The sequence below is a fragment of the Clostridium aquiflavi genome (assembly GCF_031344075.1).
Taxonomy (GTDB): Bacteria; Bacillota; Clostridia; order Clostridiales; family Clostridiaceae; genus Clostridium; species Clostridium aquiflavi.
Genome location: NZ_JAVJAN010000032.1, coordinates 22,408 through 47,475, shown reverse-complemented (window position 1 = coordinate 47,475; position 25,068 = coordinate 22,408). Strand labels below are relative to the sequence as shown.

At 25.9% G+C, this 25,068-nt stretch carries 20 protein-coding genes; 15 read left to right on the top strand and 5 right to left on the bottom strand.

Annotated features, from left to right (window positions below; genetic code table 11):
- Positions 1 to 216 precede the first annotated feature (216 nt).
- Entirely contained in the window at positions 217 to 1,026 is an 810-nt protein-coding gene (locus tag RGC78_RS12170; RefSeq protein ID WP_252212230.1) for a tetratricopeptide repeat protein, read from the top strand.
- A 76-nt stretch (positions 1,027 to 1,102) separates the two neighbouring features.
- On the opposite strand, the gene RGC78_RS12165 is transcribed toward RGC78_RS12170, so the two are convergent.
- Positions 1,103 to 1,492, bottom strand: coding sequence for a bacteriohemerythrin (locus tag RGC78_RS12165; RefSeq protein WP_252212231.1), 390 nt, complete (start codon positions 1,490 to 1,492; stop codon positions 1,103 to 1,105).
- A 226-nt stretch (positions 1,493 to 1,718) separates the two neighbouring features.
- Between RGC78_RS12165 and RGC78_RS12160 the strand changes: the two genes are divergently transcribed.
- From RGC78_RS12160 to RGC78_RS12125, 8 genes are all read left to right on the top strand, one after another.
- The gene (locus RGC78_RS12160) at positions 1,719 to 2,186 is read left to right on the top strand and encodes a hypothetical protein (protein WP_252223851.1); all 468 of its coding nucleotides are present in this window, start codon (positions 1,719 to 1,721) and stop codon (positions 2,184 to 2,186) included.
- A gap of 135 nt (positions 2,187 to 2,321) precedes the next feature.
- Positions 2,322 to 4,103, top strand: coding sequence for a M3 family oligoendopeptidase (locus tag RGC78_RS12155; RefSeq protein WP_309556706.1), 1,782 nt, complete (start codon positions 2,322 to 2,324; stop codon positions 4,101 to 4,103).
- A gap of 214 nt (positions 4,104 to 4,317) precedes the next feature.
- Positions 4,318 to 5,661, top strand: coding sequence for a TrkH family potassium uptake protein (locus RGC78_RS12150; protein WP_252212234.1), 1,344 nt, complete (start codon positions 4,318 to 4,320; stop codon positions 5,659 to 5,661).
- 347 nt (positions 5,662 to 6,008) lie between these two features.
- Entirely contained in the window at positions 6,009 to 7,220 is a 1,212-nt protein-coding gene (locus tag RGC78_RS12145; protein WP_252212235.1) for a sensor histidine kinase, read from the top strand.
- A gap of 193 nt (positions 7,221 to 7,413) precedes the next feature.
- A complete protein-coding gene (locus tag RGC78_RS12140) occupies positions 7,414 to 8,130 on the top strand; it encodes a response regulator transcription factor (RefSeq protein ID WP_252212236.1) in 717 nt (238 codons plus the stop codon).
- Between the two features lie 241 nt (positions 8,131 to 8,371).
- Positions 8,372 to 10,783, top strand: a complete 2,412-nt coding sequence (locus RGC78_RS12135; protein ID WP_309556705.1) for a glycyl radical protein — start codon at positions 8,372 to 8,374, stop codon at positions 10,781 to 10,783.
- A 67-nt stretch (positions 10,784 to 10,850) separates the two neighbouring features.
- The gene (locus RGC78_RS12130; protein WP_252212238.1) at positions 10,851 to 11,783 is read left to right on the top strand and encodes a glycyl-radical enzyme activating protein; all 933 of its coding nucleotides are present in this window, start codon (positions 10,851 to 10,853) and stop codon (positions 11,781 to 11,783) included.
- A 212-nt stretch (positions 11,784 to 11,995) separates the two neighbouring features.
- Entirely contained in the window at positions 11,996 to 12,556 is a 561-nt protein-coding gene (locus tag RGC78_RS12125) for an NUDIX hydrolase (RefSeq protein WP_252212239.1), read from the top strand.
- A 56-nt stretch (positions 12,557 to 12,612) separates the two neighbouring features.
- Here RGC78_RS12125 and RGC78_RS12120 read toward each other — a convergent pair whose 3' ends face one another.
- Positions 12,613 to 13,065: an NUDIX hydrolase gene (locus tag RGC78_RS12120; protein ID WP_309556704.1), complete on the bottom strand. Its 453-nt coding sequence runs from the start codon at positions 13,063 to 13,065 to the stop codon at positions 12,613 to 12,615.
- A 240-nt stretch (positions 13,066 to 13,305) separates the two neighbouring features.
- Between RGC78_RS12120 and RGC78_RS12115 the strand changes: the two genes are divergently transcribed.
- Positions 13,306 to 13,920 carry a superoxide dismutase gene (locus tag RGC78_RS12115; protein WP_252212241.1) on the top strand — a complete coding sequence of 205 codons (615 nt, stop codon included), beginning with the start codon at positions 13,306 to 13,308 and terminating at the stop codon, positions 13,918 to 13,920.
- A 38-nt stretch (positions 13,921 to 13,958) separates the two neighbouring features.
- On the opposite strand, the gene RGC78_RS12110 is transcribed toward RGC78_RS12115, so the two are convergent.
- The 3 genes from RGC78_RS12110 to RGC78_RS12100 all read right to left on the bottom strand — a co-directional run bounded on the left by RGC78_RS12110 (position 13,959) and on the right by RGC78_RS12100 (position 17,631).
- Positions 13,959 to 15,065, bottom strand: coding sequence for an amidase domain-containing protein (locus RGC78_RS12110; RefSeq protein WP_252212242.1), 1,107 nt, complete (start codon positions 15,063 to 15,065; stop codon positions 13,959 to 13,961).
- 28 nt (positions 15,066 to 15,093) lie between these two features.
- Positions 15,094 to 15,999, bottom strand: coding sequence for a M15 family metallopeptidase (locus RGC78_RS12105; RefSeq protein ID WP_252212243.1), 906 nt, complete (start codon positions 15,997 to 15,999; stop codon positions 15,094 to 15,096).
- A gap of 138 nt (positions 16,000 to 16,137) precedes the next feature.
- Positions 16,138 to 17,631 (bottom strand): phytoene desaturase family protein, encoded by a 1,494-nt coding sequence (locus RGC78_RS12100; RefSeq protein ID WP_252212244.1) that lies wholly within the window; start codon positions 17,629 to 17,631, stop codon positions 16,138 to 16,140.
- A gap of 317 nt (positions 17,632 to 17,948) precedes the next feature.
- Here RGC78_RS12100 and RGC78_RS12095 point away from each other — a divergent pair, with 317 nt between their 5' ends.
- The 5 genes from RGC78_RS12095 (at position 17,949) to RGC78_RS12075 (ending at position 24,995) form a co-directional block, all read left to right on the top strand.
- Positions 17,949 to 18,368 carry a hypothetical protein gene (locus RGC78_RS12095; protein ID WP_252212245.1) on the top strand — a complete coding sequence of 140 codons (420 nt, stop codon included), beginning with the start codon at positions 17,949 to 17,951 and terminating at the stop codon, positions 18,366 to 18,368.
- Positions 18,369 to 18,611: 243 nt separating this feature from the next.
- Positions 18,612 to 20,543, top strand: coding sequence for an ABC-F family ATP-binding cassette domain-containing protein (locus tag RGC78_RS12090; RefSeq protein ID WP_309556703.1), 1,932 nt, complete (start codon positions 18,612 to 18,614; stop codon positions 20,541 to 20,543).
- 13 nt (positions 20,544 to 20,556) lie between these two features.
- Positions 20,557 to 20,745 (top strand): hypothetical protein, encoded by a 189-nt coding sequence (locus RGC78_RS12085; protein WP_309556702.1) that lies wholly within the window; start codon positions 20,557 to 20,559, stop codon positions 20,743 to 20,745.
- A gap of 20 nt (positions 20,746 to 20,765) precedes the next feature.
- Positions 20,766 to 24,026, top strand: a complete 3,261-nt coding sequence (locus RGC78_RS12080) for a DEAD/DEAH box helicase (RefSeq protein ID WP_309556701.1) — start codon at positions 20,766 to 20,768, stop codon at positions 24,024 to 24,026.
- Positions 24,027 to 24,296: 270 nt separating this feature from the next.
- The gene (locus RGC78_RS12075; RefSeq protein WP_309556700.1) at positions 24,297 to 24,995 is read left to right on the top strand and encodes an MgtC/SapB family protein; all 699 of its coding nucleotides are present in this window, start codon (positions 24,297 to 24,299) and stop codon (positions 24,993 to 24,995) included.
- Positions 24,996 to 25,068: the final 73 nt, after the last annotated feature.

Here is a 25,068-nt window from a genome sequence, read left to right as displayed (position 1 = left end):
ACAAGCAGTAAATGTGACAATACTCATTGAGAATTCTCAAAGTCCAATTACAATGCCACTTTACCTATTGCATATATCAACACTCATTTAAAACAGAGCCTAAAATAAAAATATATAAAATGGAAAAACATATTGTTTTTAAATAGTGTATAATAATATTGAATCAAATTTATATGCAAATTAAATTTTAATTTGTAATAAATGGGGGATGAAGCAGTGGGTGGAATAATAACAATAAAGAACATTATAGATAATTATAAAAATGCAGATATAGATTTTGAAAGTTTAAGCTTAGAAAAAATAAGAAAATATGCAGATAGAGAAAACAAAAAAGCACAAAATGTTTTAGGTGATAGATATTATACTGGTGAGGAGATTACGCAGGATTATGAAGAGGCTGTTAAATGGTATATAAAATCTGCTAAGCAAGGCTATGATGTTGCACAATATAATTTAGGAGATATGTACTATTGTGGAAATGGAGTAAAGCAAGATTATGAAAAAGCTATAGAATATTTTAAATATTCAGCTAATCAAGGAAATCCAGATGCACAATGTAATTTAGCATGTATGTATGAAGAGGGATTAGGAACTGAAGTAAACTATGAAGAAGCTATTAAATGGTATGAAAAAGCCGCATTACAAGAAGATTTTTATGCACAATATAACTTAGGTAATTTATATATGTATGGAAAAGGCGTTGATACAGATTATAAAAAGGCATTTAAATGGCACATGCGAGCTTCAATTTTAGGCTATGAGAAGTCTCAAAATACATTAGGTTATATGTATGAACAGGGTATTGGAATAGAAAAAAACTATGAAGAAGCTGTTAAGTATTATAAAAAAGCTGCATATCAAGAATACTCATATGCAGAATATAATTTAGCTACTATGTATTATTTGGGAAATGGAATAGCTCAAGATCGTAAAACTGCATATATATGGTATAAAAAAGCTGCAAATCAAGGATTAAAAAAAGCAATGATAGCTTTAAAAACTAAATATAAAGAAACAAATATATAATTTAAAATAAAGTATAAAAAGTAAATAAAAAAATAATACTATAAAGATAACTTAAAATCTTTATAGTATTATTTTTTTATTTTCCGATAAGTTTATCGCTATATAATATATGTTCAGTTAACCAAGTATTTAAAAATTCTAGTATTTTTTTTATACCTTCATCTTGGTTTTCATCCACAATTTTTAAATCCACATTATTAAGTTCTTCAATGAATTTTTCATGTGCGATTTTTTGAGAGAATCTTCGCTTGTAATTTATACTATCCATGTATTCTTCTTCAGATTTAAAATGAAATGTTGTATAGTCTTTTAATTCTTCAATAATATTTACAACAGAATCATATTTATCTAATGTGAAATTATTGGTTAGTAAATTATATGCCTTATCAGCTATCTCAAAGAGTTTTTTATGTTGTTCATCAATAAATTCAATGCCTGTTTTAAATTCTTCTTTCATTTTATACATTTATAATAAACCTCAACTTTCTTTAGATAAATAATATATTATAATTATACATTGAAAACTTATATTTTTCTATAAAATTAAGTTAATATATATTATTAATTATAATGCAATATATTACATTAAATAATAAACAGTGTTATAACAAAAATATAATTATATGTACATAGCAAACAATAACAGTATGTATGGTTATATGCATAAAATATAATTGAAAGGAATTTATTGTATGGGATATAATGGAATTGATATCATTGATAAAGCTATAAATATTGAAGAAAGAAGAAAAATAATAATTAATAGTGTTGTAAATGAAAATACTAATAATCCTGCTGTAAAAGTAATAGCAAAAGTATTATCTAATCAATTAGATGCAATGATAAAACATTATGAAGAATTAAGAAATGAAGTGAGTAATACAGAACTTGAAGAAATAGACATTATGACTTATGATAAAATGTCTTTTTTAATAAATGAATTTAACAATAAGTTATATAATCCAAAAGTGAATAATGTTAGGGAATATTTAGAATTCTCACTTAATTTAGCTAAAGATAAATATTCTTTATTTGTTGATATACAAGGTAGACTTGTAAATAATACAAAAGACACTCAGCCAAAAACTTATGAAATATTAAGCAATATAATAAAAACTATAAGTAAACAAATAAGAACTATTGAAAAAACATTAATATAATAAATTTAAAGAGGAATAATTTGAAACAAAAGCTTATAATCCATTATTTACATGATACAATATATAATGGTTATGTAGATTATTGATTTAGGCAAATTTTACATAGCTAATAATAATGAAGTAGAGGTAAAGAGAATGGAATTAAATTGGAGTTTAAAAGAAATATATTCATCATTTAATAGTGAGGAATTTAAAGGTGATTTAGAATCGCTTAACTATATGATAGAGAATATTAATGAGTGGAGTAAAGAGATAACTTTAGATAAAGAAAACTTAAAAATTAAATTAGAAGAATATATAAAGAAGTTTACTAAATTTACTGATTTAGCAAGTAAATTATCAATATATATAAATTTGGTTTTAAGTGTTGACACTACAGATAAAGAAGGTTTAAAATATTCAGATGTTATAGAGAAAAAGTTAACAGAAATTGTTGAAAGCAGTACTAAATTAGAAAGATGGATTAGTAGCATAGAAAATATAGATGAAGTTATAAGTAATTCAAGATTACTTAAAGACCATGAGTTTATATTAAAAAATATAATTAAAAATAGTAAATATTTACTTAGTGACAAAGAGGAAAATATAATTGCTAGTATGAAAAATACGGGATCTAATGCTTGGCTTAAACTTAAGGATAAACTAATTTCTAACTTAAAAGTAGAAATTGAAGAAAATGGAGAAATTAAATCTATACCACTAACTTTAGTCTTAAATATGGCATATGATAAAGATTCAACTGTTAGAAAAAAAGCATATGATGCTGAAATAGCTTCTTATAAAAAGGTTGAGGAAGGGGTAGCAGCAGCTCTTAATGGAATAAAAGGAGAAGTTTTAACTGTATGTGATTTAAGGGGATATAAATCTCCATTAGAACAAACACTTAAAGATTCAAGAATGGATGAGGAATCCTTAGATGCTATGATTTCTGCAATGAAAGAAAGTTTACCTATTTTTAGAAAGTATTTAAGAAGAAAAGCCGAAATTTTAGGATATAATAATGGATTGCCATTTTATGAATTATATGCACCGATTAATGATGCTGATATGAAGTTCAGTTATGAAGAAGGAACTAAATTTGTTATTAAAAATTTCAATACTTTTAGTAATAACTTAGCTGATTTTGCTAAGAAAGCTATAGATAATGCATGGATAGATGTAATGCCAAAGTCTGGTAAGGTAGGAGGAGCATTTTGTGAAAATCTACATTTTATAGGTGAAAGTAGATTCTTACTTAATTATGGTGAAAGTTTTGGTGATGTTGTAACACTTGCTCATGAATTAGGTCATGGATTTCATGGTGAGTGTTTAAATAATGAAACAACATTAAATTCTGATTATCCTATGCCAATAGCAGAAACTGCATCGACTTTCTGTGAAACTATAATAAAAAAAGCAGCTATAAAAGAAGCTACTAAAGATGAGGCCTTATCAATATTAGAAACTGAAATAAGTGATTGTACTCAAGTAATAGTTGATATATATTCAAGATTTTTATTCGAAAAATCATTTTTTGAAGTAAGAAAAGAAAGCGCTCTAAGTGTAGATAAAATTAAAGAATTAATGTTAAATTCTCAAAGAGAAGCTTATGGTGATGGATTAGATCAAACTTACTTACATCCATATATGTGGACTTGGAAGCCACATTATTATTATGCAGATAGTAATTTTTACAATTTCCCATATGCGTTTGGGTTATTATTTGCTAAAGGGCTATATGCTGAATACTTAAAAAGAGGAGAGTCATTCCCTAATGAATATGAAAAATTACTTTCAATTACAGGTAAAAATAAAATAGCAGATGTAACAAAAGTTATGGGAATAGATATACATGATAAAGAATTTTGGAAAAACTCTTTAAAGACAATAGAAGAAGACATAGAAGAGTTTATGAAACTTAGTGATAAATTATTATAAATTAGATGTAAAATAAAGTCAGCTATTGACCAATTAAGCATATAAATTTAAATATTAATCATAGAAGTATAACATTTACAACGCTATTTTACCATAAGGTTCAAATTTTGTAGTAAAATAGCGTTATATTTATGTTAAATAATATATTAATTGGTCATTAATGATAAAAAATATATTATAATATATGAATACTATATTATGTGGAGTGATCGTTATGTCAATAATAAATAATAAATTTAAATTAAATCCTGTGCAGATACTAGCAATAGGTTTTGTCATACTAATTTTTATAGGAGGATTATTATTATCTTTACCAATGTCATCAGCTTCGGGAGAATCAACTAATTTTTTGGATGCGTTATTTACGTCTACATCTGCAAGTTGCGTAACTGGTTTAGTTGTAAAAGATACAGGTACATATTGGAGTAGCACTGGACAAGTAATAATTTTAATACTTATTGAAATAGGTGGCTTAGGATTTATGTCGTTTGCTACATTTATAGCTATGCTATTTGGTAAAAAAATCACACTGAAAAATAGATTAGTTATGCAAGAAGCTATGAATACATTAAGCATACAAGGTCTTGTAAAGATGTTAAGGTATGTTATGGGAATTACTTTCTCAATACAGATATTAGGCGCATGCATTTTATCAACACAATTTGTACCTGAATTTGGATTGAAAAAGGGTAGCTTTTATAGCATTTTTCATTCAGTATCTTTTTTTTGTAATGCTGGATTTGATGTAATAGGGAATTTTGAAAGTTTAACAAGATATTATAATAAGCCTGTTGTATTATTAACAGTTAGTAGTTTAATTATTATTGGTGGATTAGGATTTACTGTTTTACTTGAAATATATAATTTCAAAGGTATAAAAAAATTATCTAGTCACACTAAGTTGGTTCTTTTAGTTACTGCTGCATTAATAGTATTTGGAGGTGTTTTCATATTTGCATTAGAATATACTAATTTAAATACAATTGGTAATATGAATTTAAAAGATAAAATATTTAATTCATTGTTAGCATCAGTATCGCCAAGAACAGCAGGGGTTAATAGTATACCAATAGATGAAATGCATACTGCAAGTAAGTTTTTTACCATTATACTGATGTTTATTGGTGGATCGCCAGGATCAACTGCTGGAGGACTTAAGACTACTACTTTTGGCGTGATAATTCTTACTGTTCTTTGTGTTATAAAAGGGAAAGAAGATACTGAACTTTTTGGTAGGAGATTTCCAAAAGAATTGGTATACAAAGCTTTTTCATTGTTATTTATTGGTATGACTTTAGTTATTGTTGTTACTATGATATTAACAATAACTGATCCTAATGAATCTCTTATTTCACTTTTATATGAAGCTACATCAGCTTTTGGTACCGTGGGGTTAACTACAGGAGTTACTCAAAGGTTAAGTAGTATGGGTAAAGGTATGATAATTATAATGATGTATTTAGGAAGAGTAGGACCTTTAACAGTTGCATTAGCATTAACTAAGAGAAGAAAAAGGACTTTATATAAATATCCAGAAGCTAAAATACTAATAGGATAAAGATGAAAATATTAGATGTTGATCAGATCCAGACAGTATTTATTCACAAGGTCATAAATAATTAAACAGCAAAAAATAAATTAGTATTAATATACTAATTTATTTTTTGTGATTTTTGTTAAAAAACTAATTTGGATATTTTATATTATAACGTTAATGTAACATACCTTTAAAACATAACTCCACAATAAAATAAAAGATAAAAAAACAAAAGAAAACACAAAAAAGTAAAAAACCATCAAATTCTTGACAGCATAAATTAATATGGGATAATATTATTAGAATTAGCTGTGGAATAAAAAAGATTAAATGTAAAAAATATACTAACCAAAAGGTGGTTAATTTAAATGATTGGTAATAGAAATTTAAATGATATAATTGATATTAATTTATTAAAATCAATACAAGATAGATTAGCTGAAATTACTGGACTTGCATATAATATAGTTGATTTTAAGGGTAATCCAATTAATAATTATTCAAACTTTTGTGATTTTTGTAGTAAAGTTAGAAATACTAAAGAAGGTATGAAAATATGTTATGATACAAATGCGCATGCAGGATTAGAAGCGGCTATAAGACAAAAACCATATGTTTTTAAATGTCCAGCAGGTTTAGTAGATGTTGCTATTCCTATTATTGTAAATGGTAATTATCTTGGCGCAGTTTTTTTTGGACAAGTTAGAACTAATAAAGATAAGCTTGAACCAATTAGAAAATCAAATTATTATTCTAAAATGTGTAGAAATGATAATGAATTATTAAATGACTTCAATAGCACAAAATTTATAGATTATTCTAAGATTGAATCAATATATTCTTTAATTAATATAATTGTAAATTTATTGGTTGAAAAATCTGAACTTAGTTCAATTCAGGAAGAATTAAGCTTTAATAATATAAAGCTTATTAGAGAAAAACAGGAAAGAAAAGAATTAGAAGAAAAACTTAAGTTTTGTGAATTGGATTCTTTGGAGACACCTATAAGTTTTGAATTTATTCTTAATACATTAAACACAATATCTAGTCTTGCACTAATAGAAGATGCTCCTAAAACTCAAGAAATGATATATTCTTTAACAAAACTATTTAGATATAACTTTAAAAATATTGGTAACTTAGTTTCTATGGAGAAAGCTATAGAAAACATCAAAACATATTTAAAGATACAATCAACTAGATTTGGTGAGAGAATAAGATATGAAATTAATATAGATGAAAAAATTAATCACATTAAAATACCAACTATGATTTTTTTACCATTTATAGAATATTCAATATTAAATGGACTATGCCCTAAAAAAGATGGAGGAACTATTTTTATTAAAGGAGACTGCTGTGAAAATAATGCTACTATTTTAATTCAAGATAATGGCATAGGAATTTCTGAAGATGAATTATTTTCAATATTAAATGGTAAATGCAAAAAAGGCTCTTTAGGAGCAGGCATATATAATGCTAATAATGTTCTCGTTAAATATTATGGAAAAGAATATAAAGTTAATATAAAAAGCGAACTAAATATAGGGACTAATGTGAGTTTTAAACTACCATTATAGATTTTTTTAGTAAAACGTTGATATATGTATAAGTGTATAGGCAAAATAAGGACTTAGTAATTGGAATTAGGAATACTAAAATGTATAGTCTAATTACAAGAAAACTTTACCTAAACAATATATCAACACACATTAAAAATAGAGTCTAAAATTAAAAAAATCAGGGAAATGTAAAGGGGGGGAGAGCATTAGTATGTGTAAAGTATTAATAGCTTCTGATGACATTTTAGAACTTGAAGCTTTAAAAATAATTATATATAAAAAGATAAAAAATATTAGTATTGTTGGATTAGCTTGTAATAGTGATGAAGTAATTAGCATGAATAATAATTTAAATCCAGATATAATTTTTTTAGATACTATGCTTCCAGGAAAAGATGGATTTGAAGTAACTAAAATTATAAAGAAAAATTATAAAGAGAAAATAATTGTATTAATGAGTATTTATGATAACTTTGAATCTTTACAAAGGGCTTTAAAAGTAAAGGCAGATGACTATTTATTAAAACCAGTCAAACCAGAAAAGGTTATAGAGATACTAAATGAATACATGAAAAATAATGAGTGTATGCTTTTAGATGAAAATCTATCTAATGAATATAAGTTAAATCAAACTTTAAATTATATAGAAAAAAACTTCAAAAAAAATATAACACTTAAAGAAGTAGCAGAGTATATGAATTATAGTACAGCATATTTTAGTAAGAGCTTTAAAAAATATGTGGGTGTTAATTTTAATAAATATATAACACAAATAAGAGTACAAGAAGCAAAACGTGTATTAAAAGAAACTAATATTAGCATAAATGATTTGGCATTTGATATGGGGTACAATGAGCCTAATTATTTTTGTAAAGTATTTAAAAAAGAAGAAGGCATTACCCCATCTGAATATAGAGAAAAAGTATGACATAAAAATATAGCTTATAGTTAAATAATTACTTAAATTTAATAAAAAACAGCGATTATAATATTTACTGGAAAAATATTATAATCGATTGGACACATAAGTATTAAAAAATATCTAAGTCAACCTGTATTATAGTATATAAGAAATAAATTATTTGAGCTAAAATAAGTAAACGTATTCTTATAAAAATTACCTTGATTAGCTTACAAATAAAATATCTTGTAATAAGAGGGGGAGAACTATGGATATATTAGCAAAAGGATTTATAAATCCTACTAAAAGAGTAGAAAAATTAAAAGAAGAGATATTTTCAGCAATTCCATGTATTGAAGCTGATAGAGCAATAATATTAACTGCATCATTTAAAGAAACAGAAAATGAACCTATAATTATTCGAAAGGCTAAATCTCTTGAGAAGATACTAAGTGAAATACCTATAGTAATTAGAGATAATGAACTTATTGTAGGAAGCTTAACTAAGAATCCTAGATCATGTCAAGTTTTTCCTGAATTTTCAAACCAATGGTTAGTAGATGAATTTGATAAATTTGAGAAAAGAACTTCAGATTTATTCAAAATTCCAGAAGAAACAAAATCTAAGCTTAAAGAAGTTTTTAAGTATTGGCAAGGAAAAACAGTAAGTGAATTAGCTACATCTTATATGTCTAATGAAACTAAAGATGCTATGAATACAAAAGTATTTACAGTGGCTAATTATCATTTTAATGGTTTAGGTCATATTTCTGTAGATTATCCTAAAGTACTAGAAAAAGGATTTTTAGGAATTATAAATGAAACAGAGAATGCTATAATTAATGCTGATAAAAGCAATCCTGAATATGTTAAAAAGAAAGTATTCTGGGATTCTATAATAATTTCATGTAAGGCAGCAATAAAATATGCAAATAGGTATAGTGAATTAGCTAAAAAATTAGCAGGCGAAACACTAGATATAGATAGAAAAAATGAATTGTTAAAAATTGCTGAAATCTGTAGCAAAGTTCCAGCTAATCCAGCAGAAACATTTTATGAAGCATGTCAATCATTTTGGTTTGTACAAGCTATAATTAGCTTAGAATCTAACGGACATGCTATATCTCCAGCACGTTTTGACCAATATATGTATCCTTATTATAAGAATGATATTGATAATAAATTTGCAACTAAAGAAATAAATACAGAAATTCTTCATTGTTTGTGGGTTAAATTTAATGATCTTACTAAAGTTCGTGATGAAACAACAACTAAAGCTTTTAGTGGCTATTCTATGTTCCAAAACTTAATTGTGGGTGGACAAACTCCAGATGGAAAGGATGCAACAAATGAATTATCTTATATGTGCCTTGAAGCTACTGGAAGTTTAAAATTACCACAACCATCTCTTTGTGTTAGAATATGGAGCAAAACTCCTGATGAATTTTTAATTAGAACTTGTGAATTAACTCGTTTAGGAACTGGTCTGCCAGCATTTTATAATGATGAAGTGGTTATTCCAACCTTGATTAATCAAGGTTTAACAATAGAAGATGCTAGAGATTATGCAATTGTAGGATGCGTTGAACCTCAAAAGCCTGGAAAAACTGATGGTTGGTATGATGCTGCATTCTTTAACTTAGCAAAGATATTAGAACTATCTATGAATAATGGTAGACTTAATGGCAAGCAAGTTGGTCCTGAAACTGGTGAGTTTACTTCATTTAAAAATATAGATGATTTTATAAATGCATATAAAAAACAAATAGAATATTTTGTATTCCATATGGTTGCAGCAGATAATTGTGTTGATATAGCACATGCTGAAAGGGCACCACTTCCATTTTTATCATCTATGCTTGATGATTGTATTGGCACAGGAAAGTCAATTCAAGAAGGTGGAGGACACTATCGTTTTTCAGGACCTTTAGGTGTTGGAATTGCAAATGTTGGTGATTCATTCATGGCTATAAAGAAGCTTATATTTGATGAAAACAAAATTACTTTATTAAAATTAAAAGCTGCTGTTGATAGTAACTTTGGTGAAAATGAAGATGATCCAATTAAAAAAGCAGAATATGAAGATATAAAACAATTAATTTTAAATAGAGTTCCTAAGTTTGGTAATGATATAGATGAAGTAGATGAATTTACACGTGATGGTGCACTTATTTATTGTAAAGAAGTATTAAAATATACAAATCAACGTGGAGGAAAATTCATTCCAGGATTATATCCGGTTTCAAATAATGTATATTTAGGCAGTCTTGTTGGTGCAACACCTGATGGTAGAAGTGCATTTAAACCTTTAGCAGATGGAGTATCTCCAACTAGAGGTGCAGACGTTAATGGACCAACAGCTGCTGCAAATTCAGTATCTAAATTAGAACATTTTGCAGCTCCAAGTGGAACATTATTTAATCAAAAGTTCAATCCAAATTCTCTACAAGGAGATAATGGGTTGAAAAACTTAGGATCTTTAATAAGAAGCTATTTTGATAGAAAAGGTATGCATATACAATTTAATGTAATAGATAAAAAAATTCTTCTTGAAGCTCAAGAACATCCTGAACAATATAGAGATTTAATAGTACGTGTTGCTGGTTATAGTGCTCAATTTATTTGTTTAGATAAGGGCGTACAAGATGATATTATAAAGAGAACAGAACAAAATTTATAAATAAGTTACTATAAGTAAATTTTAAATATAGAAATAAATATAAATACTCTTATGAAAGGAAAAAGCTATGCTAAAAAACGAAGTGGATTTAAACAAAATAGGTACTGTTTTTAATATACAAAGATTTTCAGTAAATGATGGACCAGGCATACGCACTATAGTATTTTTAAAAGGATGTCCATTATCTTGCCATTGGTGTAGCAATCCTGAATCTCAAAATGTAAATAAACAATTACTTTTTAATATAAAGAATTGTACAGGATGCCATAAGTGCGAAACTATATGTGAATATAATGCTATTGATTTTAATAATCTTAATAGAATAGATAGAGATAAATGTATTAGTTGTGGAAAATGTGCAGAAAACTGTTATCCAGGAGCTCTTGTTGTTTCAGGAAAAGAAATGAGCGTTAAAGAAGTTTTAGATGAGTTAAATAAAGATTCCTCTCAATTTAGAAGATCTAATGGTGGAGTTACACTTTCAGGTGGAGAGCCATTATTACAACATGAGTTTGCGCTAGAAATATTAAAAGGATGTAAAAGCATAGGAATTCATACAACGATAGAAACCACAGGGCATGTAGATAAAGAGGTTTTTAAAAAAATAGCACCTTGGGTTGATTTAGTACTTTTAGATATAAAGACACTTAATGAAGATAAGCATATAAAATATGTTGGAGCAAGCAATAAGATAATACTAGAAAATGCAAAGTTAATATCAGAATTGGTAACTAGTACTATTATTAGAGTTCCTGTTATACCTCAGTTTAATTGTGATGAAAAAAGCATACAAGATATTGCTAAATTTACAAAAAGCTTAAACAATATAACAGAGATTCATTTATTACCTTATCATAAATTAGGTTTAAATAAATATGATTGCTTAGGTAAAGAATATTTAATGCAAAATGATATTAATACCCCAAGTGAAGAAGTAATGTTAAATTTCAAAAAAATTGTTGAAGATATAGGACTAACATGTAACATTGGAGCCAATTAACCCCATTTAATATAATAGGACTATGTTAAAAGAATTATTTTAAGATAGTCCTATACTTTTATAAATTATTGTGTTATTGGAATTAGAATTTTTAAGTAATAACAATAATAAAGTCGCAAACATTTCTTACTAAAGATGGATATGTTACAATAAAAACAGATGGATAATCTATAAGTATAGACCCAAATAATATATATAAGGGGAAGATTTTAATGAATTGGATTAGAGAAATAGAGAATTATAATCCATATAATAAGCAGGAAGCTAGTGATAAAAAATTTATATTAGACTGTATAAATCAATATGATAATTTGCTTACTAGAGAAAATTCATTGGCTCATATGACCAGCTCTGGATACATAGTAAATAAAAACAGAGATAAAGTATTAATGATTCATCATAATATATATAATACATGGGCATGGACTGGTGGTCATACTGATGGTGATAGTGATTTTCTACATGTTGCAATAAAAGAAGCTCAAGAGGAAACTGGTGTTAAAAATTTTAATGTAGTTACTAATGAGATTTTATCATTAGATGTATTACCTGTTAAAGGACATTTTAAAAAAGAAAATTATATATCTGCACATTTACATTTATCAGTGGCTTATGTTTTAGAATGTGATGAAAATGAAGAACTTATAATAAAGAAAGATGAAAATAGTGGTGTTAAATGGATTCCTATAAGTGAAATTAATTTATATTCAAATGAACCTGATATGATTGAACTTTATAATAAATTTAATGAAAAAATTAAAAAGCTTTATTAAAGAAAAGTGTACTATATATTAAAAATACTAAATATATAGTACACTTTATATTATTTCTATCTTTTATTTAAATTTTCGTTAAAGATAGATCCTTCTTTTATAGCCCAAGCTTGATGTGCCAAAAACATTTTACTATATGCTTCTTCAATATTAAGCCAAACTAACTCATGATCTTTTTCTATTGGATTTGCTACTTTTTTTAATGAATCTGCTAAATAAAAATTACCAATGCTATGAATATAACCATTAAATCTACGTCCCCAATGATAAGAAGAACCTATACATACAAATTTTTTTATGTTTATTGTGCAACCTAATTCTTCCATACATTCTCTTCTTAAGCATTCTTCATTACTTTCATTTTGTTCTATACCACCACCAGGTAAGAAATATCCACCTGGCAATTTTATAACAGCTACTTTATTTTCTTTAAAGATTAGTGCATATGCACCAATTCTTTGCTTGTATTCTTTATCTTTAAGTTTTTCTCCAAATGTCATTTGTTTCATATTTATAAACCTCTTTTTATTTAATTTACCCAAATATTAAGAAATTATAATTCTATAGATTATAATAGTTGAAATTAATTTATTATTAAATAATTATATGAAGTGTGGAATAGAAAGTAAACAATAATATTAAAATTTATATATTTTATTAAATGAAAATAGAGTAATTTTATAACTAAAATCAATTTTTAGAATATTAATATAATATAACCAAAATATTGTTGTTGAAAGGGGAAACACATGTTTGATAAAATAAAATTACCATATGAATATAATGCATTAGAACCATATATAGATGCTGAAACACTAAATATACACTACAATAAACATCTTCAGACTTATGTTAATAACTTAAATAAAATATTAGAAAAACATACAGATCTGGTTGAAGGGAAAACCTTAGAGCAAATACTATTAAATGTAGAATCTTTTCCAAAAGAGATAAGGCAAGATATAATAAATCAAGGTGGAGGAGTTGCTAATCATAACTTATATTTTTATAATTTATCTCCAAATCCTAAATTAAAACCAGAAGGAACTTTATTATATGAGATAAATAGCAAGTTTGCAGATATAGAGAATTTGAAAATTCAATTAACTAATTTGGCCATAAGTCAGTTTGGATCAGGTTATGGATTTTTAGTAAAAGATAATAATGGAAATTTATCAATTTTAAAAACCTTAAATCAAAATAGTCCAATTAGTAATGGGTTAACGCCAATTCTTTGTATAGATGTTTGGGAGCATGCTTATTATTTACAATATAAAAACTTAAGAGCAGATTATGTCAAAAATATATGGAATATAATTGATTGGAATAAAGTTCAAGACTTATACGAAAATTACATTATTTAAAAAAGTAGGCTATGTTTTAACGTAGCCTACTTTTTTATCTAATAGTGAACCCTAATTAGCCAAAATTTCATTTTTTTATCGCTCCAGCCTAAATCCCAAGGGACATTATTTCTATCTGTATTGTGACAAGTAACTAGACTATAACCTTTAGAGTCAGCACCAGTAACAACAGAGACATGCGTTATATGACCTTTTTTTTCATAAGCTATAAAATCTCCAGGTAGTAATTTATAAGAGGCTTTGTAAACTCTCTCATAATTACCAGTAGCTATAACAGAAGCTCTACCACTGTTTAACATATAACGAGTAAATTTATCAGCATTTACCCATGGACCAGTAGCACTACCTTTATCATAATTCCAAACAGAATTTTTTTTAAATTTACCCCCTTCATGAAGCACTTGGGAAGCAAAATTTGCACAATCTCCACCTTCACAATTAAAATTTTTATATTTTTTATTGTATTTAAATTTATGTTCATCTAATGAAGATACACCACAATGTTTTTCAGCATATTCTAATGCATTCTTTCGTTTCTCATCTAAAGAAGAAAAATCTCTTGAAGTCTGATTTTTAATATGTTCTTTAATATCATCTACTTTAATGTTTTCTAAACTTAATGAATCAGCAAAGGGATCATTGTACCATTCTTTTGTTATTATCCATTCATCATCATATTTAGTGAGTCTCATTGAATGTGAAGTTCCAATTCTAGAACTGTTAATTATATTAGGTTTGTCTAAATATTCATACTTATACTCAGTGTCACATAACACATAAAAAGAACATATTTTATCACCAATATTACATTTGGTAATTTTTATTTTTGGTATTATATCTAAAAACTTAACTCCTTGCTTTTCTGCCCAGTTATTTATATATTTAACTTTCTTTTCTTCATATTCATAGGCCCATTGAGCAATTTTTGTATTATCACAATATAGACTTCTTAGACAATCTAAATCTTGAGTTAATACAGCTCTACTCTTTATTAAAAAAATATTTTCTATATGTTTTTTTAACTCATCTTCTGTGTCACTAGCAAAAGCATTTTTAAATGAAAATATATTAAATAATGTTAAAATTATAGTAAATAATATAATTGCTTTTTTTAGAGATAATTTAGTGAATTTAAATATGTACATATATTACTACCTCTTTCTAAATAGTATTTTAAGTTAATGCTTTTTCAATAATATCAATATAATTTTTTGTAGTTTCATCTTCTAAAAGAACTCCATAAAACCAATTCTCTTCATTATTCCAATTAGTAAAATACTTAGCTTTTAAAATAATTTCAGGCCTATATTCAAAGTGTAATATATCGAAATGCCCCCATTTTCCACCCCAAACAAAGTTATTATTTTCAAATGTTTCTACTAAATCTTTAGGATATTCAGAAAGCCTTTTTTGTGCATCTTTTTCAGAACCCCATTTCCAATAATCTCTTTTATCACTTTTTAAGTCAATTGCTATTCCATAAGAATGAGGACTTAACCTACCAGTACCAGATATTACTCTATAATTGTAAGTTCCACTAGCAGGATAAAGTATACTAGCTATATCATTTCTAGTTTTGCACAAAGGAACAAGGTCTTTTAAGGCATTATCTAAAGAGGCGTTAGCATTATTTTGTTTATTAAATTGGTAATTTGTATATCCATATTTTAAGTTCTTTAAATTTTTTTCTATGGCATTTCTTGAACTACCGTATACTTCATTTAATAATTCATAATTTCTACCTCTTCCAGGATCAATGCTTTTATCCATAATTACATCATTTTTATCAAGGGGATAGTACTGTTCTAACATATCTTGAAGGTCTGGATTTGCTAATTTTTCTTCATGACTTTTTTGAATTTTATCATCATATAAGATTTTTTTTCCAGATTTCATAACAATATAAACTTTATCATCGCTTTTTTCAATTCCTACAATGTCGTTAGGATATGATAACATTAAGACCAATAAATCTTGTTTCATTTGTACTTCATAATCTCTAATTTCTTCAGCCTTTGATATTATAGGTATATTAAAAAGTATAATAAAGCATATAAAAAAAATGCTCAATTTTCTCATAAATTTTCACCACCATTTAAAATTAATATGAATGTAGTTTATCCAAATAAGAGTATGTTTATGTGTTAAAGAAATTCTACTTATCTTAATATTTAAAGTAAAACTATAATATAAATAAACTTAAGATATATTTTCACTCTATTTATATAAATCACAGATTCTATCACTACAAATTTTAGAAGATTTAATAACCATGGACACTCCATTACCTGGATGAGTAGAAGCACCTGTAAAGAATAGATTATTAATATTTTTGATTTCACATTGAGGTCTAAATATATTAGTCTGATTTAGTGTATGACTTAAACCAAATGCAGTTCCACCATATGTATTGAATGCGTACTTAAAATCAAGTGGCGTTAAATATTTTTCAAGTATTATATGTTCCTTTATATCACTAAGGGTATCTATTGATGATAATATATCTAAAAGTTCTTTCTTTATCATATTTTTGGTTTTTAAATTCCAAGTAATATTATTGTAAAGTAAATTAGGAACTCTAATCATAACATTAATACATTCATATCCATTTGGACAAATAGTGGTATCTACTGAACTAGGGCAATAAATATATATTGATGGATCTTTTGAAAGTATTCCTTTAAAAGGAGCTTTTAAGTTTTTCTTGAAATTTTTATTTATATAGATATTATTTACGTTAAGCATAGGATATTTCTTATCTAAGCCTAAATATAAAATAAATGTTGAACAAGAATATTTTAATTGTTCTACTGGTTTAACTGAATCTTTTATATCCTTATCCTGTATAAGATTATCAATTGTATAAGAGTAATCACTACTGCAAATTACTGCATCTGCATTTAATTTTTGATTATTAACTATTACCCCTATAGCTTTCTTATCTTCAAATAATATTTTCTTTACATTACAATTAGTATTTATAATTCCACCTTGATTTAATATTAAATTTTCTAATGCTTTTATGTAAGAATATATTCCTCCTTGCATATGATATAACCCTTCTATTTGAGTTACAGCTGGAATTGAATTATATATGTTTGATAAAGTGTATGGTGATCCTCCTATATACATAGTTTGAAACATAAAATAATTTATAAGCTTTTCATTTTTAATATATTTCTTACAATCCTTATAAGATGAATGAAGTATTTTCAAATCAAGATGTGTATTACTAATTATAGATTTAAAAAAATTATTATTATTAGAAAAATTTTGGTTTAAAAAATACTTGTTTACAATTTGATATTTTTCATAATTAGAAGATAAAAAGTTAAAATAACCGTATATGTCCTCTATATTTCCATTTGTAATTTGGTTGATATTTGAAGAAAGTGATGAAAATTTATTTGAAAAATCATAAATGCTATTATCAGAATAAAACACTCTATAGAGTGTTTCTATAGGAATAAGAGAAAAATAGTCCTTATAATTTTTATTACAATACTCAAAAACCTCAATATAGTCTCTAAAAAACATGATTAATGATGCTGTTAAATTAAATTTAAATCCATTAACTTCAAAAAAGTTAGTTTTCCCTCCTATTGTTAAATTTTTTTCTAATACTGTAACATTAAAACCCCTTGATAAAAGGCGTGCAGCTACAGATAGTCCACCAATACCGCTTCCAATTACTATGATTTTTTTATTCATATCTAATACCTCATACAAAAATTAAATAAGTAGAAAAACCAATATTTTATTGATTTATTCTTTAATTTTATTGTTATTATTGTCAAATAATCAACAAATAATCTTGGTAAAATTATACACACTGAAAAGGTGATCGATAAAGCATAATACAAGTTAATTAAAATAAAATTATTAGTTAATTAAAATAAAATTATTAATTAATTTGAAGGAATGAAAAATAGTGTTATAATGAGGTATCATAGTTATGAAACAAAGCTATGTTTTATAATTGATATTTTAAAACATAGCAAATAAAAAAAGAAAAGTGAGAAGATTAAATGAAATTTGAGAAATTAGAAAAAACAATAAATAAACTAGATGCTGATATTGAGGCATTAAGGAGAGTTAAACACTATTTGTCAAACATAGATGAAATTAATGAAATTTCTGATCTTTTAAATAAGGAAAGACAAGTATATTCAGATGAGTTATATTTAGAAGATCCAATGGCTTACAACAAATGTTGTGAAAAAATAAGAGACTTATTAGATCAAAAAATTGAAAAAAATGAACAAATAGAATTATTAGAATTTATAAAAGAAGTTCATGGAAGAAAATCGCCTAATGTTAGTAAAAAAAGTCATGGACTTAATGCTTGGCTTAAATTTCTTGATATTGAATGTAAGTGGATTCAAAATCCAGAAACTGATTGGTCAGTGTTAATAATAATTGATATTGGAGCACACAATCAAAAATAATACATATTAATCCTTATGCATATATCAACACTCTGCTAAAACAAAGCCAATAAAAAAATAAAAGTAAGAATAGAGTCAGTGTTTCTTTTATAAGAAATGTTGACTCTATTTGCTATAATCATAGATATATAATTATTTAAATTCTATTGGATCTTTCTTTTATAAGGTGGAATTTTTAAAAATGTGTTAAAATAAGAGGTAGATTATTATTATGAAGAAATACATGAAGGAGTTTTAATTTTAATGAATATAATTACTTTAGAAAATATATATAAAAGTTACAGTGAAAAAATATTATTAAACAATATATCGTTAGGAATTAACGATGGTGATAAAATTGGACTTATAGGCATTAATGGAGCTGGAAAATCAACATTTTTAAAAGTTGTAGGGGGAAAAGATGAATTTTTTGATGGCTCTATAACAAAAGGAAAAAATGTTAGAATAGAATATCTTTCTCAAAACCCAGATTTTAAAAGTGGAGCCACAGTTTTAGAACAAATATTTAGAGGTGACACTAAAGAAATGAAACTTCTTATGGAATATGAAGATATATTAGTAAAGATAAACGCTTGCAACGGTGAAGAATTTAATAAATTAAATGATAAACTCATAAAACTTCAAGGTCAAATTGATTCTTTTAATTTATGGGACTTAGAAAGTGAAGCTAAAAGTATTTTAAATAAGCTAGGAATATCTAACTATAATGAAATAATGGATAATTTATCTGGTGGACAAAAAAAGAGAGTTGCCCTTGCATCAGCTCTTATAACACCTTGTGAATTACTTATATTAGATGAGCCTACAAATCATCTTGACGCTGAATCTATAGAATGGCTTGAAGAATTTTTAAACACAAGAAAAGGTGCACTTTTAATGATTACTCATGATAGGTATTTTCTTGATAGAGTTACTAATAGAATAATTGAATTAGATAGAGGAAACCTTTATACATACCCTGGAAATTATACTGCATTTCTAGAAAAGAAGGTTGAAAGACTTGAAACAGAACAAGTTAAAGAAGAAAAGAGAGACGCATTAATTAGAAATGAATTAAAATGGGTACGAAGAGGTGCTAAAGCTAGAACAACTAAGCAAAAAGCAAGATTACAAAGGTTTGATGAATTAGTAAATACAAAATCTATTGAAATAAAAGATAATGTTGATATATCTTTTGTAGGAAGTAGATTAGGTAAAAAAATAGTTGAATTATATGATGTAAATAAATCTTTTGATAAAAAACAAATTATAAAAGATTTTAATTATCTATTTTTAAGAGATGACAGAATAGGTATAGTTGGAGAAAATGGAGCAGGAAAAACAACTTTAGTTAACTTAATTAGAGGTTTAATACCACTAGATAGTGGTAGAATTGAAATAGGTGACACTGTAAAGGTAGGTTGTTTTGCACAAGACAATGCTCATATTGATCATAATTTAAGAGTTATAGATTATGTAAAAGAAGGTGGAGAGTATATTCCAACTGAAGATGGAACTAAAATAACAGCCTCTTCTATGTGTGAAAGATTTTTATTTGATAGCACAATGCAATATACTCCAATTGAAAAATTATCTGGTGGAGAAAAAAGAAGATTACATCTTTTAAGAGTATTAATGGAATCGCCTAATTTCTTGATATTAGATGAGCCTACAAATGATTTGGACATTGAAACTTTAAAAATTCTAGAATCATTTTTAGATGAATTTATGGGTATTGTAATTGTTGTATCACATGATAGATACTTTTTAGATAGAATCTGTAATAAAATATTCTCTTATGAAGGCGATGGATTAATTAAAGAATATAATGGTAATTATAGTGATTTCTTAATAGCAAAAGAGATAGAAAAAAATAATAAATCTTTAGAAAATGAAAAGTCTACTAATAAAGTGAAAAAAGAAAGAGTTAAAAATAAAGAAGATAAACCTAAGTTTACTTTTAAGGAACAAAAAGAATTTGAAACTATAGATGGAGATATATCTACTTTAGAAAGTAAGATAGAGCATCTTGATAAAGATTTAGAGCAAAATGCTACTAATTATGGAAAGCTTAATGAATTGATGAAGGAAAAAGAATCTCTTGAGCAAGAATTAGAGCAGAAGTATGAGAGATGGGAATATTTAAATGAAATTGCAGCTTCAATAGAAGAATATAATTCAAAGAAAAAACAATAATGGAGGATTTATAGTGGAACTACAAGTTTACTTAAAAGGAAAGAAAGAACCTCTAATATTTAAAGGTGATAGAATAGATGTTTTAGATATGGAGCTTCAAGGGAAAAAATATAAGCAAGTAAGATATTTTAGAAAAGGATTTTCTAAATCTGAGTATATAGAATCTTCTTTAATAACAAGAATGAGAGAAATAAATAAGTAATTTATAAACGGTGATAATTTATGATAAAACAAGTGTTAATGGAAGGATTCAATAATAGCATAAGCGGACGAAATAGAGTTAAAGCTGAGGTAATACTTAAAAATGATTTAGTGAAAGATATAAAAGTTAATGTAGATAATCATATGATAGATATTATCTCTTCTGTAATATCAGAAAGTCTTTTTAATGAATATTCCTGTAAAATAGAAATTGATAGTAAAACAAAAGAGGTTATAGGTACATATTGTAGTTGTACAGATTTTGAGAAAAAAGAATTTTCAAAGGATAATTACTGTTGTAAGCATTTAATAGCATCTTTTTACTATTTTTTAAATAGTTTAGATAATGATAAAGAGTTAAAAGAAAAGTTATTATTTTTGCAAGAGAGCAAAGATGATGATAAGAGTTTTTTTTCTAAAGCAGCAAAATCTCAAGATTTATTAAGTTCACTATTAGAACATAATAAAGAAAATGTTAAATTTGAGATAACCTTAAATAGAAATACATGGTCTTCAAAACTTCAAGCCGAATTTAAAATCGGTTTAAAAAGTTGTAATAATAAAATGTATGTGTTAAAAGATATAAATCAATTTTTAACATGTATGTACAATAAAATGCCCATCAAATATGGAAAAGATTTTATTTTTGATATAAGGAAGCAGAATTTATCATTTGATGATAGAAGACTTATCAAGTTTATTTATAGATTGAGTGAAAAAGAAAATTTACAAAGCTCATTTAAAAGAAGTCAAGATAAAATTATAAATGGAAAAACTTTAACTATACCTGATATCTTAGTTAAAACTTTTTTAGATATAATAAAGAATCACAGAATATATTTAGGCGATGGGTTTTTCTGTAGAATAATCGATTCAGAAATACTTTATGAAGATATACCAATTCCTTTTTCTTTATGTGACAGTGGAAATAATATAATATTAGAAGTTCCTAATGGTATGCCAGAAGCACTTACACAAGATGAAGATGTATTTCTTTATGGTACTTCAATATATGTTCCATCTACAGAACAAAGTGAAAGATTAGTTCCTTATCTTAAAGTATTTAATAATACACAGAGTATAGCATTTGGGCAAAATGATGAAAAAAGAGTGTTAAAAGAGCTTATACCATCAATACAAAATGTAAGTAATGGATTAAATTTATCTAAAAAACTTAAAAATAAGGTAGTAATAGCACCTGTTATTTTCAAATTTTACTTTGATAAAGACAGGGAAAATGTTTATTTAACATTAAAGGTTTCATATGGTGGGTATGAATTTAATTACTTTGAAGAATTCAAAGAAAAAGTTATATATAGAGATTCTCAAAAAGAAAAAGAAGTATATAAATTAGTAAAAAAATTTGGATTTGAAGATGTAAATAATAGATTTATCTTTTTAAAAGATGATGATTATATATTTAGATTCTTTAAATATGATATAGAAAGATTTCAAGATTATGGTGAAGTTTTTTATTCAGAGAATTTTAAAGGAATAAGAAATATATCAAAATCTGACTTTAAAGGCGATGTTAGAAAAGGCAAATTTGATTATTTTGAATTTGAATTTATATTATCAGACCTATCTAAAGAAGAAACCACTAATATATTAAGAAGCTTTAGAAGTAATTTAAAGTACTATAAATTAGAAAATGGTGAGTTCTTAGATTTAGAAGATAAAGACCTAAAAGAAATACTAACTCTTTTAGATAATTTACTTTTAGAAGAGACTTTAAATAATAACACAATTGCTTTATATAAAAATAAAGGAATTTACTTAGAACAATATTTAGAAGATAAAGATTTTAGATTTATAACTGGTAGAGAAAAAATCACTGACATAAGAGATAAACTTAAAAACATTAAAAATAAATCATTTCAACCCCCATATGGTATTCAAGCGGAACTTAGAGAATATCAAAGAGATGGTTATAATTGGTTTAGAACATTAGATTATTTAGGATTTGGTGGAATATTAGGTGATGAAATGGGGCTTGGGAAAACACTTCAAGCCATAGTATTTTTATTATCAAAAGAAAATTCACATTCACTTATAGTAGCACCAACTTCTCTTATATATAATTGGTTTAATGAATTTAAAAAATTTGCTCCTTCAATGAAAGTATGTATAGTAAATTCGAATAAAGAGGAACGTGAAGAGCTTATTAAAGCATATAATAACTATGATGTTATTATAACAACATATAATCTTTTGAGAAGAGATTTAGATTTATATGACATGATATTTGATTATTGTATTTTAGATGAAGCTCAAAACATAAAGAATGCTTCATCACAAAATGCAAAAGCTGTTAAAAGTATTAAATCAAAATCAAGATTTGCATTAACAGGTACACCTATAGAAAATTCATTAATGGAACTTTGGTCTATTTTTGACTTTATAATGCCTGGGTATCTTTATGATGAAAAAAGATTTACAAGTAGATATTATAGAAGGCTTGAAGAAGAAAAAGAAATATTAGAAGAAATAAATAGACTTGTAAAGCCGTTTATATTAAGACGATATAAGAAAAATGTAATTAAAGAATTACCTGATAAAATTGAAAAAAGATTAGTTATTCCTTTAAGTGATGAGCAAAAATTAGTATATAAAACTTATTCTGAATATGCTAGAGATTTAATACAAAAGAAAGTTGAAGATGATGAATTTAAGAACAGTAAAATAGAAATTTTATCATATATAACAAAGTTAAGACAGATTTGCTTAGATCCATCAGTTATTATGGGAAATTATTTAGGTACAAGTGGGAAAATAGATGCACTTTTAGAGATACTAGATCATAGCATAAGTTCAGGCCATAAAATATTAGTATTTTCTCAATTTACATCTGTGCTTAAAAATATAGGTAACTTACTTAAAGAAAATAACATATTATTTTCTTATTTGGATGGTTCAGTATCATCTATCAATAGAATGAGAATGGTTGATGATTTTAATGATGGAGAGAATAATGTATTTTTGGTATCTTTAAAGGCTGGAGGAACTGGTCTTAATTTAACTAGTGCAGATATAGTAATACATTTCGATCCATGGTGGAATCCAGCAGTAGAAGATCAAGCAACTGACAGAGCACATAGAATTGGTCAAGAAAACACTGTTGAAGTAATTAAACTTATAGCACAAGGTACTATAGAAGAAAAGATAGTAGAACTTCAAGATAGTAAACGAAAGCTTATAGATACAATCCTAGGTGATGATTTAAACATAGGTTCATTTATAAATACCTTAAATGAAGAACAAATTATTAATTTATTCAATTAATATCTATAAAATTATGTTTTAAACGTAAGTTCAATTGTTACTTCAGCTTTGTTTATGAATATATAAACTTTTTGCAAAACATAACTTTAAACTTAAATAGAATAAATTTAAACATACAATGTCTATTGAGGCAATGTAGTCAAAATTTTGGTTACATTGTCTCTCTTCTTATATAGAACTTTAAATAAGATTAGGCATTTATAAAAATCTCTGTTATTTAAATTAGAATTGTAAAAGATTTTTGTTAAGAGTTTAAAAGTAGGTGATGATATGCAAAGTTTAGATTTAATAAATTATTTAAGAGAAGTTAATACAGTATCAATAATAGTTAGACTTACTTTAGCAACTATTTGTGCTGGAATTATTGGAGCTGAGAGAGGAAGAAGAAACAGACCAGCAGGATTTAGGACACATATTTTAGTGTGTATTGGAGCTACAATTATAATGATTACAAATCAGTATATGACTGATGTATTAAATTTACAAGGTGATGCAAGTAGGATGGGTGCACAAGTTATTAGTGGTATAGGCTTTTTAGGTGCAGGTACAATAATAGTAGTTGGAAAAAATCAAGTTAAGGGACTTACAACAGCAGCTGGACTTTGGGCATGTGCTTGTATGGGACTAGCTATTGGAATAGGTTTTTATGAAGGTGCTATTATAACATGTATATTTTTAATGGGTGTAGTCACTGGACTTCATAAACTTGATGAATATATGCAAACACATTCTAAAACTATTGATATTTATGTTGAACTTGAGGATATTAAAGGAGTTATGAACTTTATGACCTGCGTTAAAAAAGATGGAACTAAAATATTTAATGTTGAAATTAAGAATAAAAATAGTGATGTAAAAGTTATTGCACTAGCCATGACATTAAAGCTTAATCAAAGCTGTGATCATATGGAATATATTTTACAACTTCATCATATAGAAGGAGTTTGTATGGTTGAAGAAATGATATAGATTCAAATAAAATAGTCCATTTTATTTGAATTAAAATTTAATAGTAAGAAATAATATATTAAGAGTAGCATAT

What these genes read in the sequence shown, in the direction of transcription:
- RGC78_RS12135 (WP_309556705.1), top strand. Translation starts at nt 8,372, where the DNA reads ATGGATATATTAGCAAAAGGATTTATAAATCCTACTAAAAGAGTAGAA.
- RGC78_RS12090 (WP_309556703.1), top strand. Translation starts at nt 18,612, where the DNA reads ATGAATATAATTACTTTAGAAAATATATATAAAAGTTACAGTGAAAAA.
- RGC78_RS12165 (WP_252212231.1), bottom strand. Translation starts at nt 1,492, where the DNA reads ATGTATAAAATGAAAGAAGAATTTAAAACAGGCATTGAATTTATTGAT.
- RGC78_RS12105 (WP_252212243.1), bottom strand. Translation starts at nt 15,999, where the DNA reads ATGAGAAAATTGAGCATTTTTTTTATATGCTTTATTATACTTTTTAAT.
- RGC78_RS12160 (WP_252223851.1), top strand. Translation starts at nt 1,719, where the DNA reads ATGGGATATAATGGAATTGATATCATTGATAAAGCTATAAATATTGAA.
- RGC78_RS12125 (WP_252212239.1), top strand. Translation starts at nt 11,996, where the DNA reads ATGAATTGGATTAGAGAAATAGAGAATTATAATCCATATAATAAGCAG.
- RGC78_RS12080 (WP_309556701.1), top strand. Translation starts at nt 20,766, where the DNA reads ATGATAAAACAAGTGTTAATGGAAGGATTCAATAATAGCATAAGCGGA.
- RGC78_RS12150 (WP_252212234.1), top strand. Translation starts at nt 4,318, where the DNA reads ATGTCAATAATAAATAATAAATTTAAATTAAATCCTGTGCAGATACTA.
- RGC78_RS12110 (WP_252212242.1), bottom strand. Translation starts at nt 15,065, where the DNA reads ATGTACATATTTAAATTCACTAAATTATCTCTAAAAAAAGCAATTATA.
- RGC78_RS12075 (WP_309556700.1), top strand. Translation starts at nt 24,297, where the DNA reads ATGCAAAGTTTAGATTTAATAAATTATTTAAGAGAAGTTAATACAGTA.
- RGC78_RS12155 (WP_309556706.1), top strand. Translation starts at nt 2,322, where the DNA reads ATGGAATTAAATTGGAGTTTAAAAGAAATATATTCATCATTTAATAGT.
- RGC78_RS12130 (WP_252212238.1), top strand. Translation starts at nt 10,851, where the DNA reads ATGCTAAAAAACGAAGTGGATTTAAACAAAATAGGTACTGTTTTTAAT.
- RGC78_RS12095 (WP_252212245.1), top strand. Translation starts at nt 17,949, where the DNA reads ATGAAATTTGAGAAATTAGAAAAAACAATAAATAAACTAGATGCTGAT.
- RGC78_RS12115 (WP_252212241.1), top strand. Translation starts at nt 13,306, where the DNA reads ATGTTTGATAAAATAAAATTACCATATGAATATAATGCATTAGAACCA.
- RGC78_RS12140 (WP_252212236.1), top strand. Translation starts at nt 7,414, where the DNA reads ATGTGTAAAGTATTAATAGCTTCTGATGACATTTTAGAACTTGAAGCT.
- RGC78_RS12120 (WP_309556704.1), bottom strand. Translation starts at nt 13,065, where the DNA reads ATGAAACAAATGACATTTGGAGAAAAACTTAAAGATAAAGAATACAAG.
- RGC78_RS12145 (WP_252212235.1), top strand. Translation starts at nt 6,009, where the DNA reads ATGATTGGTAATAGAAATTTAAATGATATAATTGATATTAATTTATTA.
- RGC78_RS12100 (WP_252212244.1), bottom strand. Translation starts at nt 17,631, where the DNA reads ATGAATAAAAAAATCATAGTAATTGGAAGCGGTATTGGTGGACTATCT.